Below are 17,983 nucleotides of genomic sequence, written 5' to 3' on the forward strand. Positions count from 1 at the left end.
AACGTGAAAAAGGCCACATGAGAATGTGGCCTTTTTGTTTATCAGGCAGCAACGCTGGATAATCACGGTGAATAAGCAGTAGCGGAATAGAAAAATGAACGTCAGCTTTGAATAGTGAATGCTTATAAAGAGTTAATCGCATTAAATCTACAAAAAATGAAGGGCTGTTTTCGGTGATTATCTCTTGTACATGCTAAAGTCACGGCGTGAAAAAGGAGTAAAACCGCGTGGCAAAATACCAACGATTAATGGATGACGTTCAGCAGCAGATCGAGGCGGGAATCTGGCCGCCAGGCACGAAATTACCCTCCTTGCGCCAGCAGGTCGCGCAGCAAGGATTGAGTTTAATGACGGTGCTGCATGCTTATGAATTGCTGGAGAGTCAGGGCTGGATTGTTTCACGGCCGCAATCGGGTTACTACGTAGCACCACGCGCGTTAGCCGTAAAACCGTTAAGCGTGGCGATCAGTGAAAAGGTCGATATCAACGACTTTGTGTTTGATGTATTGCAGGCCACGCGTGATCCCAGCATTGTGCCGTTTGGTTCCGCTTTTCCCGATCCGGCGCTGTTCCCCCAACGTCAGTTAATGCGCTCGCTGGCAAATGTTTCGCACCAACTCACCGCCTCCGATGCGCTGCACAATTTACCTCCCGGCAATGCCACCTTGCGTCAGCTGCTGGCGCAACGCTATGCGCGTCAGGGCATTATGTTGTCGCCGGATGAAATCGTCATTACCAGCGGCGCGCTGGAAGCGCTGAATCTCAGCCTGCAATCACTGACAGAACCCGGTGATTATGTCGTGATTGAGCAACCCAGTTTTTATGGGGCGCTACAGGCGATTGAGCGGCTGAAACTCAAAGCGTTGGCGATCCCCAGCGATCCCACCCACGGTATTGATTTAGTTCAGCTTGAAGAGACGCTTCAGCGCTGGCCGGTAAAAGCGTGCTGGTTAATGACCACGTTGCAAAATCCGCTTGGCGTGACCTTAACGCCGGAGCGCAAACAACAGCTGGTTGAGCTGCTGGCGCAGCATCAGGTTCCCATGATTGAAGATGATGTCTATTCAGAGCTTTGGAACGGCAACACGCCGCCGTTACCCGCTAAAGCGTGGGATCGTCAGGGAAATGTTTTGCACTGCGGCTCATTTTCAAAATCGCTGGTGGCGGGTTTTCGTGTGGGGTGGGTAGCGGCAGGAAAGCATGCGCAACGCATTCAGCGTTTACAGTTAATGAGCACTCTCTCTACCAGTGCGCCGATGCAGCTGGCGCTGGCAGATTTCCTGGCCACGCGTCGTTATGACGTGCATTTAAAGCGCTTACGGCAGATTTTGGCGAAGCGACAGCAGATGGCGCGCCAAAGTTTATTGAAAGTGTTACCGGCCAGATCAACGGTGACTGAAGCGTCAGGCGGCTATTTTCTCTGGGTGACGCTACCAGAAACCATTAATACCATAGCGCTTTATCAGCAAGCTTTGGCTGCAGGTATCAGCATTGCGCCGGGCCAGCTCTTTGCGACGGGCGATCAATTTAATCACTGTTTCAGGCTGAATACCGCCTGGCCGTGGGATACGCGGGCCGAGGCGGCAATGGAAACGTTAGGCAGGATAATGGCAGAAATGGCGCAAAGCTAAACGCGCGCCGCTTCCTGATGGCCCCATGTCAGATAGTAAATATCGTAAAAATCCACTTCACCTTTCTGGTTCAGCAAACGCTGAATACCCATTTTTACGCGCTCCGGTGTTTCCGGCAGTGACAAGATGCGCGACACCGCTTGCTCGCGTACGGGTTGTACGTAATACCATTCGCCGTTGTAGCAAACACGCAGATCCAGCGCATCGATATCTTCAAAGCGGTACTTGGGATTGATGTCCATTAACATCAGAAAGCTCATCACCAGCACGAATGCGGTTGCGAACCAAAACGCGGGCCAGCCGAGCATATCAGTGGTGAAGATTAACGCCACGCACAAGCCGTAGCACAAATACATCACCGCCCAAAGGCCGGGATGCTTTCTCAAAAATGACAAGCTAAAGCGCGGCAAATTGTCGCGGCGTTCTTCGCGGTTAAGCGTGGCAATCTCGTCGATCAGGATTTGTTTAATGTTTTCCATCGTTCACCTCACTTTCATCTGTTGATGATTTAAACAGATAACAGTCAAGGTAAGCAGACACAGATTTGTACGGTTTTTATATAACAGTTTGGTGAGACGGGTGAGGTGCGCGCAGCCGCATGCCGTCACCGAATTCGCATGTTGCAGCATCTTCCTCCCCCATGTATGGGGGAGGACCGAGGTGGGGGACAAACCACCTCCTCTGCGCGCTGCCCCCCATCCCGGCCTTCCCCCGTTTTGACGGGGGAAGGAGACGCTGCCGCATGCTGTCATCGAATTCGCAGGTTGCAGCATCTTCCTCCCCCATTTATGGGGGAGGACTGAGGTGGGGGACAAACGACTTCCTCTGCGCGCTGCCCCCCATCCCGGCCTTCCCCCGTTTTGACGGGGGAAGGAGACGCTGCCGCATGCCGTCACCGAATTCGCAGGTTGCAGCATCTTCCTCCCCCATTTATGGGGGAGGACTGAGGAGGGGGACAAACGACTTCGCATATGGGAGGACCGAGGTGGGGGACAAACGACCTCACACTCATCAAAATCCTCGAGCCGGCTCCGGAATTCTACTCACCTCACTTTCATCCAATACTATTCTCACTCATGCTGCGCAAAAAGAGGAACCCCTATGCGCCATGGAATTGAACGCAGCCGTGAATTACGACGAAACGCAACCGATGCCGAACGTTTACTCTGGCGTTATTTGCGCCATAAACAGTGTCTCGGCCAGCGTTTTAGGCGACAACATCTCATCGGCCCTTACATTGTGGACTTCGCCTGCCTTGAACAACATTTGGTGATCGAGCTCGACGGTTCGCAGCATGCCGACGCGCATCGTTACGACACACAACGCACACATTACCTCAGCTATCTCGGCTGGCACGTGCTGCGCTTCTGGAATCATGACGTACTAAAGCAACCAGAAGCAGTGATCACAGCGGTCATAAACGCATTCACTAAGAAGTCACAAAACTGTTAACAACAAATTTGGGTTTAGTTAGTTAATTCAGGTAATTATGTTAATTCTGTCGGGCAGAGCACATTGCGTTACCCCCGGAATTTGCCACACTTAAACAAAAAAGGAGAACCTGTATGACTGCTAAAATTTCCAGTCTGATGTTACTGATGTCCTTCGCTGCGGGTACGTTCTCAGCTGGCGCGTCTGATAATCCTCAGCATCTGATGTTATCGACGCCATCGGGCGGTGTGCCGAACAATCCCTTGCCGCTGATTATCTGGCCGCGCGTGGTGCCGGATGACCAGGAAGACAAAGCTGCGTGGTTTGAAAAAACCTTTGCACAGCATGGTTGGCCACCAGCGTGGCGCTATCCTATTTTTCCCTATACCCATTATCACCCGAACACGCATGAGCTTCTTGGCGTAGCGGAAGGCTGGGCAGAAGTGTTGTTTGGCGGTGACAGCGGCCGCATGGTGACGCTGCGGGCTGGGGATGCGGTATTAATTCCGGCAGGTGTTGGGCATAAACAAATTCATGCCAGCGACGATTTTATCGCCGTCGGCGCCTATCCTGAAGGAATGTCACCCGAAACGCTGCGTGACGAGCCGGACAAACTCCAACATTCACTGGTACAGATAAAACAGGTACCCATGCCAACCCGCGATCCTTTTACGGGTAAAGCGGGCGCAATGACAGAGATTTGGGCACCTGTAGCCAATCTGACATCGCACCAATAAAGTGCATTTTGAGCCTGATTTCCCCTAGCCCGGTGCTCACAGGCTAAGCAGAGAATGAGGACGCTGCCGCATAACAACGCCAACGTTGCTGATGTCGGTCTCTTTCTCTGCCAGGCGTGAGCGAAACAGCCAGAGAGGTGAACACGGTCACACGCTAAAAACACCTGCCCAAGCCCTGGCACACTTTGTGCAATCTCTGTTTTATCTTCTCTGACAAGCGCCGGGTAATTCATGAAAGATAGCTACCAGATAGCACCACATTTCTATGATGAGATGTTAATGGGCGATGGTCAGTACCGCGCGCATTATCAAACTTACTGGAAGTGGTTACAAAACGCGGACAAAGAGGCGATTGCACGCAAGCGCCAGGAAGCGGAACTTTTGTTTCATCGGGTGGGGATTACCTTTAACGTCTATGGCGACGATGGCGGAGCGGAACGTTTAATTCCTTTCGACAGCGTACCGCGCATTATTCCTGCTCAGGAATGGGCGATGCTGGATCGCGGTATTCGCCAGCGTGTTCAGGCGCTCAACGCTTTCCTTCATGACATCTATCATCAGCAGCACATCCTGAAAGCCGGCATCATCCCGGCGGAGCAGGTGATGGTGAACGATCAATATCAGCCCTGCATGCATGGCGTCGATCTGCATCGTGATATCTATGCACACATTGTTGGCGTAGACATGGTGCGTAACAGCGATGGCGAATATTACGTACTGGAAGATAACCTGCGCACGCCTTCCGGCGTTTCCTATATGCTGGAAAACCGCAAGATGATGATGCGGCTCTACCCGGAACTGTTTGCCGAGCAGCACATCGCGCCGGTCGAACGTTATCCTTCACATCTGCTGCAAACCCTGCGTGAAAGCTCGCCAGTCAACGATCCGGTGGTGGTGGTATTGACGCCGGGCCGCTTTAACAGCGCCTATTTTGAACACAGCTTCCTTGCCCAACAGATGGGTGTTGAACTGGTGGAAAGCGCTGACTTGTTTGTTAAAGATGGCGCAGTAATGATGCGAACCACCGCCGGACCCTGCAAAGTGGATGTGATTTATCGGCGGGTTGATGATGCATACCTCGATCCGCTGGCCTTCCGCCCCGACTCAATGCTTGGTGTGCCGGGCTTGTTATCGGTCTATCGTGCTGGCAACGTGGTGCTGGCGAATGCCATTGGTACCGGCGTGGCCGACGATAAATCGATCTACCCTTACGTGCCAGACATGATCCGCTTCTATCTTGATGAAGATCCGATCCTGAATAACGTGCCGACATGGCAATGCCGCAAGCCGAAAGATCTCTCCTATGTGCTGGCGAATCTGCATGAAATGGTGGTGAAAGAGGTGCATGGCGCCGGCGGCTACGGCATGTTGATCGGCCCGGTTGCCAGCCAGCAAGCGCTCAGCGATTTTCGGGCGCGATTACAGGCGCGGCCCGATAACTACATCGCGCAGAACACGCTGGCGCTTTCGACGTGTCCCACATTTATCGAAAACGGTCTGGCTCCACGCCATATCGATCTCCGTCCTTTTGCCTTGTGCGGGGCTGAGATCCGCTTGGTGCCAGGCGGCTTAACGCGCGTTGCGTTGACGGAAGGCTCGTTGGTGGTGAACTCGTCTCAGGGCGGCGGCACCAAAGATACCTGGGTTCTGGAGGATGACGCATCATGCTAAGTCGTACAGCCAGCGGTCTCTATTGGATGGCGCGCTACCTGGAACGCGCAGAACAACTCGCCCGCGTATTAGATGTCACCAACCGGCTGTCGCTGATGCCCGTGCGCGGCAGTCACGACAACGAGCTCATGCTGCCGCTAAATTTTACCGGGACCAATCAGCTGTTCGAAACGCTGAACGGACACTTCACCATGGCGCAGCTGTTTCACTTCTTTGCGCTTGACGATCGCAATCCCAGCAGCATCTTCAACTGTTGGCAGTCGGCGTGGAACAATGCACATGCCGTGCGCGGGAGCCTCTCTTCAGAAGTATGGGAAAGCATAAACTCGACGTGGATAGAGATGCGTAAAATCCGTCAGCGCGGATTAACCAGCGCAGGCGCAGACACTTTTTTTGATTGGGTAAAAGAGCGCTCACATCTGTTTCGTGGTGCGATGTTCGGCACTTTATTGCGCGGTGATGCCATGTGCTTTATCCGCATCGGCACTTTGCTAGAGCGCAGTGAAGGTACGGCAAGGTTATTGAGTGTGAATCAGCAACTGCTGGAACAAGATCCTGATTCGGTGCGCGAATACTATTGTCTCGACAATCTATTGCGTGCGGTGTCTGCGCGTGAAGCCTACAACGCGATCTTTAAAGAGCAGCTGTTTCCAGACAACGTCAATGAGATGCTGATCCTGCGCAGTGAAAGTCCACGATCGCTGCACTCTTGTATTGAAGAGATCGCTAACCAACTGGAAATGATCGGCAGCAGTGGGGAAGATCGTCCACGCTATTTGATTACCGTGCTGCTGGCGCAGCTGCGCTTCAGTACCTGGGAAAGCCTGACGCGAAATGGCCTGCAAAACTGGCTGAACACCTTTCTGGACAGCTGCAACGAACTGGCTGAAAGCATCAATCAAACCTATCTGGAGGCGAAATGAGACTGAACATTGAGCACAAAACCTGGTATGCCTACGAGCAACAGGTAAAACTCAGCACCCAGTATCTGCGCCTGACGCCGCAAGACTCTGTGCATCAACAGATCATCTCATGGGAATTGATCTTGCCCTGCGAGGCAACGCGCACGCGAGATGCCTACGGTAACGTGATGCACGTTTTAACGCTGGATACGCCCCATCAAAAGCTGGAGATTGCCGCGCGGGGTGAAGTGGAGATTCTTGACGGCGGCGAAATGGCAGCCGATCCCGATTGCGCTTTATCACCGCTGATTTTTCTGCGTGCCACGCCACTGACTCAGCCAGACGGTGCCATCATGGACTTTGCCTTGCGCTACTGGCGGCCCGAAGCGCCGATCGCCAGCCTGGAAAAGTTGATGGATGCATTACTGTTGAAAATGCCCTATCGGCCAGGCAGTACGCAGGTTACGGATGCAGCAGCAAAAGTTTTTGCTGCCGGTTCAGGCGTATGCCAGGACCACAGTCATGTGTTTCTCGCCTGTTGCCGTACGCTGGGCATCCCCGCTCGCTATGTCAGCGGCTACCTTTATACTGACAATGTTGAACACGTCGCTACTCACGCTTGGGTTGAAGCCTGGCTGGATGGCAATTGGCACAGCTTTGATATCACCAATAATACCCGCAGCACGCGCCAGCATTTACGGTTGGCGGTTGGCGTGGATTATCTGGATGCCTGCCCGGTACGCGGAATGCGTTTAGGCGGCGGCGGTGAAGATATGCTGGCAATCGCTGCGGTGCAAAAAATAATTCCGCAGCAATAAACCTTTACGAGCGTAATGATGACTTATTGTGTGGCAATGCGTTTATCGTCTGGAATGATTTTCGTCTCTGACTCACGCACCAATGCAGGCGTGGATCACATCTCATCTTTCCGTAAACTGCACGTTTTTCAGGTCAACGATGAACGCACGCTGGTGCTGCAAAGCGCGGGCAATTTAGCGACCACGCAAAGCGTTATGAGCTTACTGCGGCGAAACTGTGAAGATGATAATCAGCCCAATTTGCTCAACGGTAAATCTCTGTATGACGTGGCGCTGCTGGTGGGTGATACCTTGCGAGAAGTGATCCGGCGTGACGGTGAAGAGTTCGGCGGATCGCTGCTGTTAGGCGGGCAGATTCGGGGTGAAGAACCGCGCTTGTTTCAAATCTATCCGCAGGGCAACTTCATTGAAGCCAGCGTGGATACGCCATACTTCCAAATTGGTGAGAGCAAATACGGTAAACCGATTATTGATCGCGTATTGCGTTTTGAAACACCGCTCAGCCAGGCGATGCAGTGTGCCCTGATTTCAATGGATTCAACACTGGCGAGTAATATTTCGGTGGGATTACCGCTGGATGCGATGGTGTATCGCAGCGACAGTTTTAGCGACAGCGAGCAGTATCACATCACCGATCAGCATCCTTATTTCTCCCAAATCCGGCAACTGTGGAGTAAAGGGTTACTGAGCGTATTTTCTCAATTACCGCCGCTACAGCTTTAATCTTGTTGCCGCCGGATTATTGACGGCGGCAACGCCCAGTTACGGCATTGATTGTTTGTTAAATAAGGTCATTACGTTCAGCGATAGCAATAATTTCCCGGATCCCTTTAATTTCCAGTTTTTGCTGAATAGCGATTTTATACGTGCTAATTGTCTTATTGCTGAGATGAAGCAGCGCAGCGATCTCTTTATTGGAATAACCCGCAGCGAGCTTGACTAAAACCATTAATTCACGCCGTGTCAGGCTCATTAATTTATCATCTTCATAATGGGCCCGGAGCAGCGAATCGAATGAAGACATCGGATAACAGCGCTTACCCTGTATCACATCGTTTAAGGCATTGAGCAACTCCTCTGGCTCGCCGCGCTTACGTAGGTAGCCTTCGACACCTAGCTGTAAACAGCAGCGCTGATAAAACAGGCTTTCTGAAGCAGTGAAAATGATGATTTTTTGCTTAGATAAGACTTGTTTTAGGTCTTTAACTAACGCAATGCCTGAATGGCCAGGTAAATTGAGATCCAGGATTAAAACATCGGGCTTAAGATGGAAAATATCCAGAAATAAAGAATCACTTTTATTCGCAGTACCGACCACCCGATAATTATTAGCCTGAGCATAAAGTTGGATGCTATCGCAGATCAATGGGTGATCATCAACAATATAAATCGTATTAGTCATTGCACTTTTCCAGAGTCTACACCGCACAAAATGAACTGCGGTAAAAATAATAAAACAGGAATGATGGTCTGACCTGTTTATTACCAGCCTGATGGAATAAGTGCGTTAAGCTCTGTCTTAAATTTGAACAGTATCGCAATTAATGACATGAAATAATCATAGTATCGTATTTACCTCTTTTGACGCCCACGGCATAAACCCAAGTAAAAGGTGTGCAGTCTATTCGCTGCCCGATTGATTACGCATTAAAAGGCCATTGGCTTACTTTGTTGTTAATTTATGACAGGGTCAGGGTGATGTCTGCTAAAAACGGCGTGCACTGATTTGGATGCTAAGCGTTCTTGCTGAGATAAAAAAGGGGCAATGGTCAGCTGGCAAGCTGCACTGTGCCACTGTGTTGCAGCGTATTTTTCGCTCTCCTCTTGCCGGAAAGGTATTGTCTGACCTCTCCAAAACATGACCCACTGCATGACAATTGAACGTTTTCTCGCCATTGCCGATAAACAGCCTACTAACTTTTGTCATTTGACTCATTGAGCTTGTTATTAGTCCGCATTTGGTCTTAAGTTCGATGTCAAATTAAGAACATTCTTAAGCCACACCAGGGCTTAGCAGCAGCAGGCAAATAAAAATGGATAATAATTCTGATGTCATGTATCGAATGCTGGTTCAAAGCGTGATCGATTACGCTATTTACATGTTGAAGCCGGACGGAACCGTGGCGAACTGGAATACAGGGGCGCAGCGGGCCAAAGGTTATACACCAGAAGAGATCGTCGGAAAAAACTTTGCGCTATTTTACAGCGAGGCAGACCGTCTAAAAGGCATGCCGCAGCGCAGTCTGGAAACAGCGTCTATCACTGGACGTTTTGAAACCGAAGGCTGGCGCTACCGTAAAGATGGCAGCGCGTTTTGGGCGCATGTCATCATTGATGCTATTCGCGACGATTACGGCCAGCTACTGGGTTTTGCCAAAATCACCCGCGACTGCACACAGCAGCAAGAGCAGCAGCGTAAAGCGCGCGAAGACGAAGCCCGTTTTCGTTTATTGGTCGAGGGCGTGACCGATTACGCGATCTATATGCTGGATCACGACGGCAACGTAGTGAACTGGAATGCCGGGGCGCAGCGCGCCAAAGGCTACGTAGCAGAAGAAATTGTTGGCAAACACTTCTCGCGCTTTTACAGCGTACAGGATCGGCTGGAGCACATCCCCAACAAGAACCTCCAAACCGCGTTTAAGACCGGACGTTTCGAAGATGAAGGCTGGCGCTATCGCAAAGATGGCAGCGCGTTTTGGGCGCATGTGGTCATCGATGCCATACGCGACGAGGCTGGCAAACTTATCGGTTACGCTAAAATCACCCGCGACTGTACCGAGCAGCAACGTATCCGCCGCGAGCAGCACGAACAGGCAGAACGCTTCCGTCTGTTAGTCGAAGGCGTTACCGATTACGCCATTTATATGCTCGACGTTAAAGGCCACGTGGTGAACTGGAACGCTGGCGCGCAGCGCGCCAAAGGCTATGTTGCTGAGGAGATCGTCGGACAGCACTTCTCCCTGTTTTACAGCTCGCAAGACCGCGCGATGAATTTACCAGAAGCCAACCTGGGTATTGCGATAAAAACCGGGCGCTTTGAGGATGAAGGCTGGCGCTATCGCAAAGATGGCAGCGCGTTTTGGGCGCATGTGGTCATCGACGCGATTCATGACGAAGAGGGCAAGCTGCTTGGCTTCGCTAAAATTACCCGCGACAACACCGATCGTCGCGAGCAGGAGCAGCTGTTACTACGCGCCAAAGATCAGGCTGAGGCGCAAAGCGCGCAAAAAACCGCACTGTCGAAGTTCCTCGATAACATCATTACCCATATTCCTTCCTGCGTGATTGTGGAAGACGCGATTACCCGCGAAATCTTGCTGGTCAACGACCAGTCGCAAAAGCTGTTTGGCCTCTCCAAATCGCTGATTGTAAACAAGCGGCCGCATGAGTGCATGTCGCCAGAGTTGAGTGATTATTTCAACAGCCTGGCCGATATGGCGCTGCGCAGCGAAGGTATTCATGAGCGTGAGCAGCTGATGATCACCGCTAGCGGCGAGCGCATTTTGCACACCCGCGCCACGGCAATTAGCGGTCAGGATGCGCGCCAAAATTATCTAATGCTGATTGTGGAAGATGTCACCGATCAGCGTGCCGCCGACGCACGCATTCATCATATGGCGCACCACGATAACCTCACCAGCTTGCCAAACCGCATCCTGTTCCGCCAGCGTCTGAGCGAAGCGCTGCGGCAGGATGGACATAATCAAAAGCAGACTGCCGCGCTGTGCCTCGACCTTGATAACTTCAAAAACGTCAACGATGCACTCGGCCACCAAATTGGTGATGACCTGCTGCGCGTGGTGGCGAAACGCCTGCGTAATACCTTACGCGACCACGATACGCTGGCGCGCATTGGCGGTGACGAATTTGCTGTCGTGCTGCCGTCGGTTAGCAATGCAGATGAAGCCAGCATTGTGGCGCAGCGTCTGATCGAAGCGATTCGTCCGCCGGTTAATATCGAAGGGCATAACTTATCGGTTGGGTTAAGCGTCGGCATTGCACTAAGCGCCAGCATTACCAACACGCCGGAGCAGCTGCTGCGCTGTGCTGACATGGCGTTGTACGAGGCTAAACGCAACGGCCGCAACCGACACGAACACTTTACGCTGGCGATGGATGATGTAGCACGCAGCCGTCGCGTAATTGAAAATGATCTGCGCGAAGCCATCAGTGGCCGCCAGCTCAAACTCTATTACCAGCCAATCACCAACGGCGATAACAAAACCATTATCGGTTATGAAGCGCTGATGCGCTGGCATCACCCGATTAAGGGGCTGATCATGCCGAATGATTTTATCCCAATAGCGGAAGAAACCGGGCTGATTCACATGTTGGGCGCTTTTGCGTTGTATGACGCCTGTCGTGAAGCCGCCAGTTGGGAGGGGGAACAATCGGTGTCGGTGAATCTGTCGCCGCTGCAGTTCAAAAACAGCTCGCTGGTGTCGGTGGTTGAAGGTGCGCTGCAAGAATCTGGGCTGAATCCAAGCCGACTGGAAGTGGAGATTACCGAATCGGTGTTACTGGATGATTCGCTGGGCAACATCCGGACGCTTGAAAGCCTTAAAGCGTTGGGCGTACAGATTGCGCTGGATGACTTCGGCACCGGCTATTCATCGCTGAGCTATTTGCGCTCGTTCCCGTTCGACAAAATTAAAATCGATAAGTCATTCATTAATGACATGGGCGACAGTCGCGAAGCGCTGGCAATTATTCGCGCCATTACGGGGATGAGCCGCAGTCTGGATATTCAGATCACGGCTGAGGGCGTCGAAAGCAGCGAGCAGTTTGCCAAACTGCGCGAAGAGGGCTGTACCCTGTTCCAGGGGTATCTGTTTGGTCGTCCACAGCCTTCGGAATTGCGCCTAAAAGCGCTCAGCTAATCGTATAAGCCATACTGCTGAACGGGCGCATGGCTGAGGTTATCGCGTATCCGGCGCACCGATTCGCGCACCACCAGCTTGCCATTGAGCAGCAAGGTACCGGGCGGAGCGCCGGGATGCAGCCGCAGCTGTTGCAGCATGCGTACCGCCGCTTCACCCAACTCATCGCGGGGCACCTGCACCGACGTCAGTGGAATATCGTGTATCGCGGCAAGGTTAAAGCCATCCATACTCATCACCGAAATGTCCTGTGGCACGCGTAGTCCAGCCTGTTGCAGCGCCGTCACCGCGCCAGCGGCAATGTAATCGCCGCTGGCCAGAATCGCTGTCGGCCTTTGTGCCTGCGGACAATGCCGCAAATATTCCGTTAAACGCTCTGCGGCTTCATTGCTGCTAAAACTGTTGAGGGTTAACAGATGCTGGCGGCTGCCGAAGCGCAGATTCATCGCATGCCAGGCATCGCGCACGCCCTGCAATCGCTGCTCCATGGTGTAACGCCGCAGACAGTGCAGCGACAGGATCTGGCGATGACCTTGCTCAAACAGATAACGGGCCGAGAACTCGCCAATTAACTGATGATGCGGCGCCACAGAAGGCAAACGCATGCGGCGATCCAGGGCGTTAATCAGTACGCACGGCTTGTTCATTTCGGCCGCTAGCTGATGAATGTGCTCATCATCTATCCCCACCAGTAATGCGGCTTCGGTCTGCTGCATTTTTTCAATAAACAAGGCCGCGTCGCTTTCCACTTCTTCAAGTGGACAGTAACGCAGCCGTACTTCATGCGGTTCAACCGCCTGGCTAATGCCCTGAATCACCTTGTAATAGAAGATATCGCTGCGCACATCAAAGGCGCGCGGGGGCGCAAATACCATCAGATTATTCAGCAGCAAACGTCCGCTGTGCAGATTATCCAGCACGCCTTGCTGCTGCGCGATCGCCAACACTTTGTCGCGGGTGCTGGGCCGGGTATTGGATTTTCCCGCCAGCACCCGCGAAACCGTGCTGATCGACACGCCGCTGAGCGCCGCAATTTCGCTGACTTTAAGCCTTTGTTTCATTCTGTGATCGCCTTCAAATCTCTAAATGAAAAATTTTTCATACGCTGCTGAATCGGGTCATATCGCAATTTACTGCGGATTTAACGTGGCGAAATAGCCTGCCATGAAAAAGCTTGCAAAAAAGTGGCTGTACCCACGTTTTGCACTTTTCTATGTTCGATGCAGGTCACGCGGTACGTCGGACGACGGTGTGAAGAATTCACGGCCATCTCGGCTTTCACAGGAGTTGCATCATGAGCCTCGACTCAACAACTAAGCCCATCAGCGCCTCGCGCACGGTGCGAACGATAAAAAATCTGCGCTGGTGGATGCTGGGCATGTTTCTGCTGGGTGTGACCGTCAATTACATCACCCGTAACTCGCTCGGCATTCTGGCACCCGAACTGAAAACCAGCCTCAACATGAGCACCGAGCAATATTCCTGGGTGGTGGCGACGTTTCAGCTGGCTTACACCCTTTTTCAACCGATCTGCGGCTGGCTGATTGATGTGATCGGTTTGAAGATGGGCTTTCTCATCTGTGCGGTGATTTGGTCTGTGACCTGCTTACTGCACGCTGGCGCAGGAAGCTGGCTCCATCTGGCGCTGCTGCGCTTTGTCATGGGCGCTTCGGAAGCTGCGGCCACGCCGGCTAACGCCAAAGCGATTGGCGACTGGTTCCCGAAAAAAGAGCGCCCGGTTGCAGCAGGTTGGGCAGGCGTTGGTTTCTCTGTTGGCGCGATGCTGGCACCGCCGATCATCTACATTGCGCATATCTCGTTTGGCTGGCAGGGCGCATTTTTGCTGACTGGCGGCCTGGGTTTGCTGTGGGTCGTATTGTGGTGGTGGGGTTATCAATCACCAGAAAAACATACGCGCCTTTCCGATGAGGAGCGCGCCTTTATTAATCAGGACAATGAGGAGATCGGCGAAAAGCTGCCGTTCTTCACCGCGCTCAAAGTCATCGGCAAAGAGAAAAAATTTTACGGCATTGCGATCCCGGCTTTTCTCGCCGAACCGGCGTGGGCGGTGCTGAGTTTCTGGGTGCCGCTCTATCTCGCCAATGAGCGCGGCATGGATCTAAAGCAGATTGTGATGTTTGCCTGGCTGCCGTTTCTCGCCGCCGATCTCGGCAGCGTGGCCAGCGGTTATCTGACCAAACTTTATGTACGCTGGTTTGGCCTGACGCGCGTGAATTCCATTGTTGCCAGCTCTGTGACAGGAGCGGTGTTGATGGTATCGCTGGGCTTGATGACGCTGGTCGACGATCCCTATTTAGCTATCGCGCTGATCTCCGTCGGCGGTTTCGGACATCAGGTGATCTCCTGCATGCTCAGCGCCTTGGTGGTTGAGCGTTTTGACCGCCGTCAGATGGCCACCGTCAACGGTATGCGTGGCTCTTGCGCCTGGATCGCCAGCTTTATCTTCTCCCTGATCATCGGCGTCACCGCCGACACCCTTGGCTTCAATCCGCTGTTTATTGCCATGGGCTTCTTTGACTTAATTGGCGCGATTTTCCTGGTGATGTTTATCGCCGAACGTCGCCAACGCACTGCGAATCAATAAGGAAAGCACGATGAAAACCCTGAAAAACTGGACGCTGCAGCAACAGGCTGATCACTTCGTTGAACTGAATGTAGAAGATCGCCACCTTCTGCGCCTGTATGTGCTGGAATCGGGACTGATGCGCGTGCTGTTAAAACGTAATGGCGAACTGGCGCTGAATCGTACCTGGAGCATTGCGCCGGAAGAAGATGTGCCGTGGGAAGGACGCGATCGTGAATCACTGGCGGGATTTTCGCTGCCTGATTTCAAGGTTGAGCACGATGCGCAGCAGCTGCGCGTCAGCAGCGATAGATTGCGCGTCACGGTGCATCAGCCGCTCTGTTTGAGTTGGGAACATTTTGATGGCACCACCTGGCAGCCGCTGGCCGCCGATCGCCACACCGGCGCCTATCTTCTTAACGCGCATGGCGATGGCGTTGAACATTATCAGCGTCGCCAGCCACAGGATCGCGTGTATGGGTTAGGGGAGAAAAGTGGCGATCTCAATCGGGTCAATCGTCGCTATGAAATGCGTAATCTGGATGCGATGGGTTACAACGCGCAGAGTACCGATCCGCTCTACAAACATATTCCGTTTACCCTGACGCAGCGTGATGGGGTGAGCTTTGGTCTGTTTTACGACAACCTCAGCAGCAGCTGGCTTGATTTGGGCAATGAGCTGGATAATTATCATCTGCCCTATCGCCGTTATCGCGCTGAAGCGGGCGATCTCGACTATTACTTCATGCTCGGTCCAAAACTGCTGGATGTGACCAAAGCCTTTGTGCGGCTGACCGGGCGCACGCTGTTTCAGCCAAAATGGAGCCTGGGTTACAGCGGCTCAACCATGCATTACACCGATGCGCCCGATGCGCAGCAGCAGCTGCAGTCGTTTATTCGCTTGTGTCGCGAGCACGAAATTCCCTGCGACTCTTTCCAGCTCTCTTCCGGTTATACCTCAATCAACAACAAGCGTTACGTGTTCAACTGGAACTACGACAAAGTACCTAACCCGAATGCGATGAGCGAGGCGTTTCACCGCGCCGGTATGAAGCTGGCGGCGAATATCAAACCTTGTCTGTTGCAGGATCATCCACGCTATCAGGAAGTGGCGTCGCAAGGGCTGTTCATTCGTGACTCGGAGCGGGATCGCCCTGAACGCTCCGTTTTTTGGGATGACGAAGGCTCGCACCTCGACTTTACCCATCCGCAAGCGGTGCGCTGGTGGCAGGACAATGTGACGGAGCAGCTGCTGGCAAAAGGCATTGATTCCACCTGGAATGATAACAACGAGTATGAAGTGTGGGATGGCGAAGCGCGCTGCCACGGCTTTGGCACTGAAATTGCCATTAAGCATATTCGCCCGGTGATGCCGCTGCTCATGATGCGTGCCTCAATGGAAGCGCAGCAGCGTTTTGCACCGGAGAAACGGCCTTATTTGATTTCACGTTCTGGCTGTGCCGGTATGCAGCGCTACGTGCAAACCTGGAGCGGCGATAACCGCACCAACTGGCAGACGCTGCGTTACAACATTCGTATGGGACTGGGCATGAGTTTGTCTGGGTTGTTCAACGTTGGGCATGATGTCGGCGGCTTTTCGGGCGATAAACCCGATGCTGAACTGTTTGTGCGTTGGGTGCAAAATGGCGTCATGCACCCCCGTTTTACCATCCATTCGTGGAATGACGATCACACCGTAAATGAGCCGTGGATGTACCCCGAAGTCACGTCGATGATCCGCGAGGCGATTCGCCTGCGTTATCGGCTGATGCCTTATTTGTATACGTTGGCGTGGCAGGCCAGCGCGCAAGACGAGCCGATGCTGCGCCCAACGTTTCTCGATCATGAAGAGGACGAGAAGACTTACCAGGAGTGCGACGACTTCTTGCTGGGCCGCGATGTGCTGGTGGCGAGTGTGGTGGAGCAGGGTGCACGTGAGCGTGAAGTTTATCTACCGCATAACGCACACGGTTGGTATGACTGGCACAGCGGAAACTGGTTTGCGGGTGGGCAGCAGGTGACGCTGGACGCGCCGATTGATCGCTTGCCGCTGTTGGTGCGTGCTGGCGCGGCAATCCCACTCGGAAGTTGTGAAAGCACCACCAATGCGCAACTGGATAATATACGTGAACTGCAATTGTGGCCTGCGCCTGGTGAAGTGACTACTCAAGGCGAGCTATTTGATGATGATGGTGAAAGCCATGGCTGGCGTGAAGGTAATGCGCTGTGGCTGAGCTGGTCGTTAAAAGGCAGCGCAACACGGCTGGATCTGACGCTGGAAAAACGCGGTGACTACCAACCGGCATGGCATGAAATGACGATTCTGTTGCCGCCAGGAGAAACGCGTGAGTTGTGGGTGAATGGAGAAAAAACCGCGCGTTATCGCTTGGTTTAGGCGCGGGAGAAAATCGCAATTACCTGATCAAGATGCGCCTTCATGGCCTGACGCGCGCGGCGACTGTCGCGCGCTTCCAGCGCCTCAAGAATCTGCAAATGTTCCTGCTCAGAGCGGTGCGGCATATCTTCTGGCGTAAAGCGCTGTTGCAGAGTACGAAACATGGTGCCATAGCGATGTCCCAGCAGTTGGCCAATGATAAAGCCGTAGGTCTGATTGCCGCTCGCTTGGGCAATCCGAATATGAAACAGACGGTCACCGGGATGGGTTTGCGAATTGGCGCGGTTATCTTTGCAGTTCTGTTCAAAGGCGGCACGGATTTGCAGCAGTTGTTCGCTGCTGGCATTGCGCGCAGCCAGCGCTGCAGTTTCGGGTTCTATCAAACGCCGGGCCTGAAGCACCGAAAAAGGCGCTAATTCAGCATTAAAATCGATATCAATATTGAGTTCGCTGTCCATTTCCTGCCACGGTTGACGTGGCGTGCGGCTCGGCATTGTGGTCTTCGGCAGCGCTTTCACCACCACGCCGTTTCCGACTTTCACATCCACCAAACCCACCACTTCCAGCGCGATCAACGCTTCCCGTACTGATGCACGGCTTACCTGCAGCTGTTTAGCCAGTTCCCGTTCTGCCGGTAAACGGCTGCCGGGCGGAAATTCACCACGCTCGATCAGGCCACGTAGCTGATCGGCTATCTGGCGATAGATGCGCGGATTTTCGAGTCGGGTGATCGGCATGGGCAACGTCCTTCGCAAAATTTTATGCGATTCAGCGCGCATTTTGCAGATCGCTGAATTGTCGCATGTTAGAAACATGTGTCATTACTGAAACGCGCTGGTTACATCTTAAGCGCGGTGTGCAGATCAGCATACCTGATTACGTGGGTGGAGAAACGCGTTTATTGGCCTGACCTTTGAGCCTTAGGTTCAAT

Annotated in this window: 14 protein-coding genes; 10 read left to right on the top strand and 4 right to left on the bottom strand. The window is 52.9% G+C overall.

The genetic code is table 11. From position 1 onward, the window contains the following. The first annotated feature begins 227 nt into the window (after window positions 1–227). Window positions 228–1,631, top strand: coding sequence for a PLP-dependent aminotransferase family protein (locus tag MUG06_RS13940; protein ID WP_215845594.1), 1,404 nt, complete (start codon window positions 228–230; stop codon window positions 1,629–1,631). On the opposite strand, the gene MUG06_RS13945 is transcribed toward MUG06_RS13940, so the two are convergent. Continuing rightward, window positions 1,628–2,110, bottom strand: coding sequence for a YlaC family protein (locus tag MUG06_RS13945; RefSeq protein WP_215845595.1), 483 nt, complete (start codon window positions 2,108–2,110; stop codon window positions 1,628–1,630). The genes MUG06_RS13940 and MUG06_RS13945 overlap by 4 nt on opposite strands. A gap of 622 nt (window positions 2,111–2,732) precedes the next feature. Here MUG06_RS13945 and MUG06_RS13950 point away from each other — a divergent pair. The 6 genes from MUG06_RS13950 (at window position 2,733) to MUG06_RS13975 (ending at window position 7,913) form a co-directional block, all read left to right on the top strand. Continuing rightward, window positions 2,733–3,083, top strand: coding sequence for an endonuclease domain-containing protein (locus MUG06_RS13950; protein ID WP_243078952.1), 351 nt, complete (start codon window positions 2,733–2,735; stop codon window positions 3,081–3,083). A gap of 113 nt (window positions 3,084–3,196) precedes the next feature. Further along, window positions 3,197–3,799 carry a cupin domain-containing protein gene (locus tag MUG06_RS13955; protein ID WP_215845597.1) on the top strand — a complete coding sequence of 201 codons (603 nt, stop codon included), beginning with the start codon at window positions 3,197–3,199 and terminating at the stop codon, window positions 3,797–3,799. A gap of 231 nt (window positions 3,800–4,030) precedes the next feature. Further along, window positions 4,031–5,470 carry a circularly permuted type 2 ATP-grasp protein gene (locus tag MUG06_RS13960; protein ID WP_215845598.1) on the top strand — a complete coding sequence of 480 codons (1,440 nt, stop codon included), beginning with the start codon at window positions 4,031–4,033 and terminating at the stop codon, window positions 5,468–5,470. Further along, a complete protein-coding gene (locus MUG06_RS13965) occupies window positions 5,464–6,393 on the top strand; it encodes an alpha-E domain-containing protein (protein WP_243078953.1) in 930 nt (309 codons plus the stop codon). Before MUG06_RS13960 ends, MUG06_RS13965 begins: the two co-directional genes overlap by 7 nt. Continuing rightward, window positions 6,390–7,190 carry a transglutaminase family protein gene (locus tag MUG06_RS13970; RefSeq protein WP_215845599.1) on the top strand — a complete coding sequence of 267 codons (801 nt, stop codon included), beginning with the start codon at window positions 6,390–6,392 and terminating at the stop codon, window positions 7,188–7,190. The genes MUG06_RS13965 and MUG06_RS13970 overlap by 4 nt, the downstream gene beginning before the upstream one ends. An 18-nt stretch (window positions 7,191–7,208) precedes the next feature. Beyond that, a complete protein-coding gene (locus tag MUG06_RS13975) occupies window positions 7,209–7,913 on the top strand; it encodes a proteasome-type protease (protein ID WP_215848217.1) in 705 nt (234 codons plus the stop codon). Window positions 7,914–7,971: 58 nt separating this feature from the next. Here MUG06_RS13975 and MUG06_RS13980 read toward each other — a convergent pair whose 3' ends face one another. Beyond that, window positions 7,972–8,592, bottom strand: coding sequence for a response regulator transcription factor (locus tag MUG06_RS13980; protein ID WP_243078954.1), 621 nt, complete (start codon window positions 8,590–8,592; stop codon window positions 7,972–7,974). 631 nt (window positions 8,593–9,223) lie between these two features. Here MUG06_RS13980 and MUG06_RS13985 point away from each other — a divergent pair. Then, on the top strand, window positions 9,224–12,073 hold the full coding sequence (locus MUG06_RS13985) for a bifunctional diguanylate cyclase/phosphodiesterase (protein ID WP_243078955.1): 2,850 nt from the start codon (window positions 9,224–9,226) through the stop codon (window positions 12,071–12,073). Here the strand turns inward: MUG06_RS13985 and MUG06_RS13990 are convergent. Continuing rightward, complete coding sequence (locus tag MUG06_RS13990; protein WP_243078956.1) at window positions 12,070–13,134, bottom strand: LacI family DNA-binding transcriptional regulator; 1,065 nt, start codon at window positions 13,132–13,134, stop codon at window positions 12,070–12,072. The genes MUG06_RS13985 and MUG06_RS13990 overlap by 4 nt on opposite strands. 233 nt (window positions 13,135–13,367) lie before the next feature. Between MUG06_RS13990 and MUG06_RS13995 the strand changes: the two genes are divergently transcribed. Together MUG06_RS13995 and MUG06_RS14000 are read left to right on the top strand one after the other, a co-directional pair. Further along, window positions 13,368–14,678 (top strand): MFS transporter, encoded by a 1,311-nt coding sequence (locus tag MUG06_RS13995; RefSeq protein ID WP_243078957.1) that lies wholly within the window; start codon window positions 13,368–13,370, stop codon window positions 14,676–14,678. Window positions 14,679–14,688: 10 nt separating this feature from the next. Continuing rightward, window positions 14,689–17,052, top strand: a complete 2,364-nt coding sequence (locus tag MUG06_RS14000; RefSeq protein ID WP_243078958.1) for a glycoside hydrolase family 31 protein — start codon at window positions 14,689–14,691, stop codon at window positions 17,050–17,052. Here the strand turns inward: MUG06_RS14000 and MUG06_RS14005 are convergent. After that, a complete protein-coding gene (locus MUG06_RS14005; RefSeq protein WP_243078959.1) occupies window positions 17,049–17,789 on the bottom strand; it encodes a FadR/GntR family transcriptional regulator in 741 nt (246 codons plus the stop codon). The two genes, MUG06_RS14000 and MUG06_RS14005, sit on opposite strands and share 4 nt — an antisense overlap. Between the last annotated feature and the right edge of the window lie 194 nt (window positions 17,790–17,983).

The sequence above is a fragment of the Pantoea sp. MQR6 genome (assembly GCF_022761075.1).
In the GTDB taxonomy this organism is placed as follows: Bacteria; Pseudomonadota; Gammaproteobacteria; order Enterobacterales; family Enterobacteriaceae; genus Pantoea; species Pantoea phytostimulans.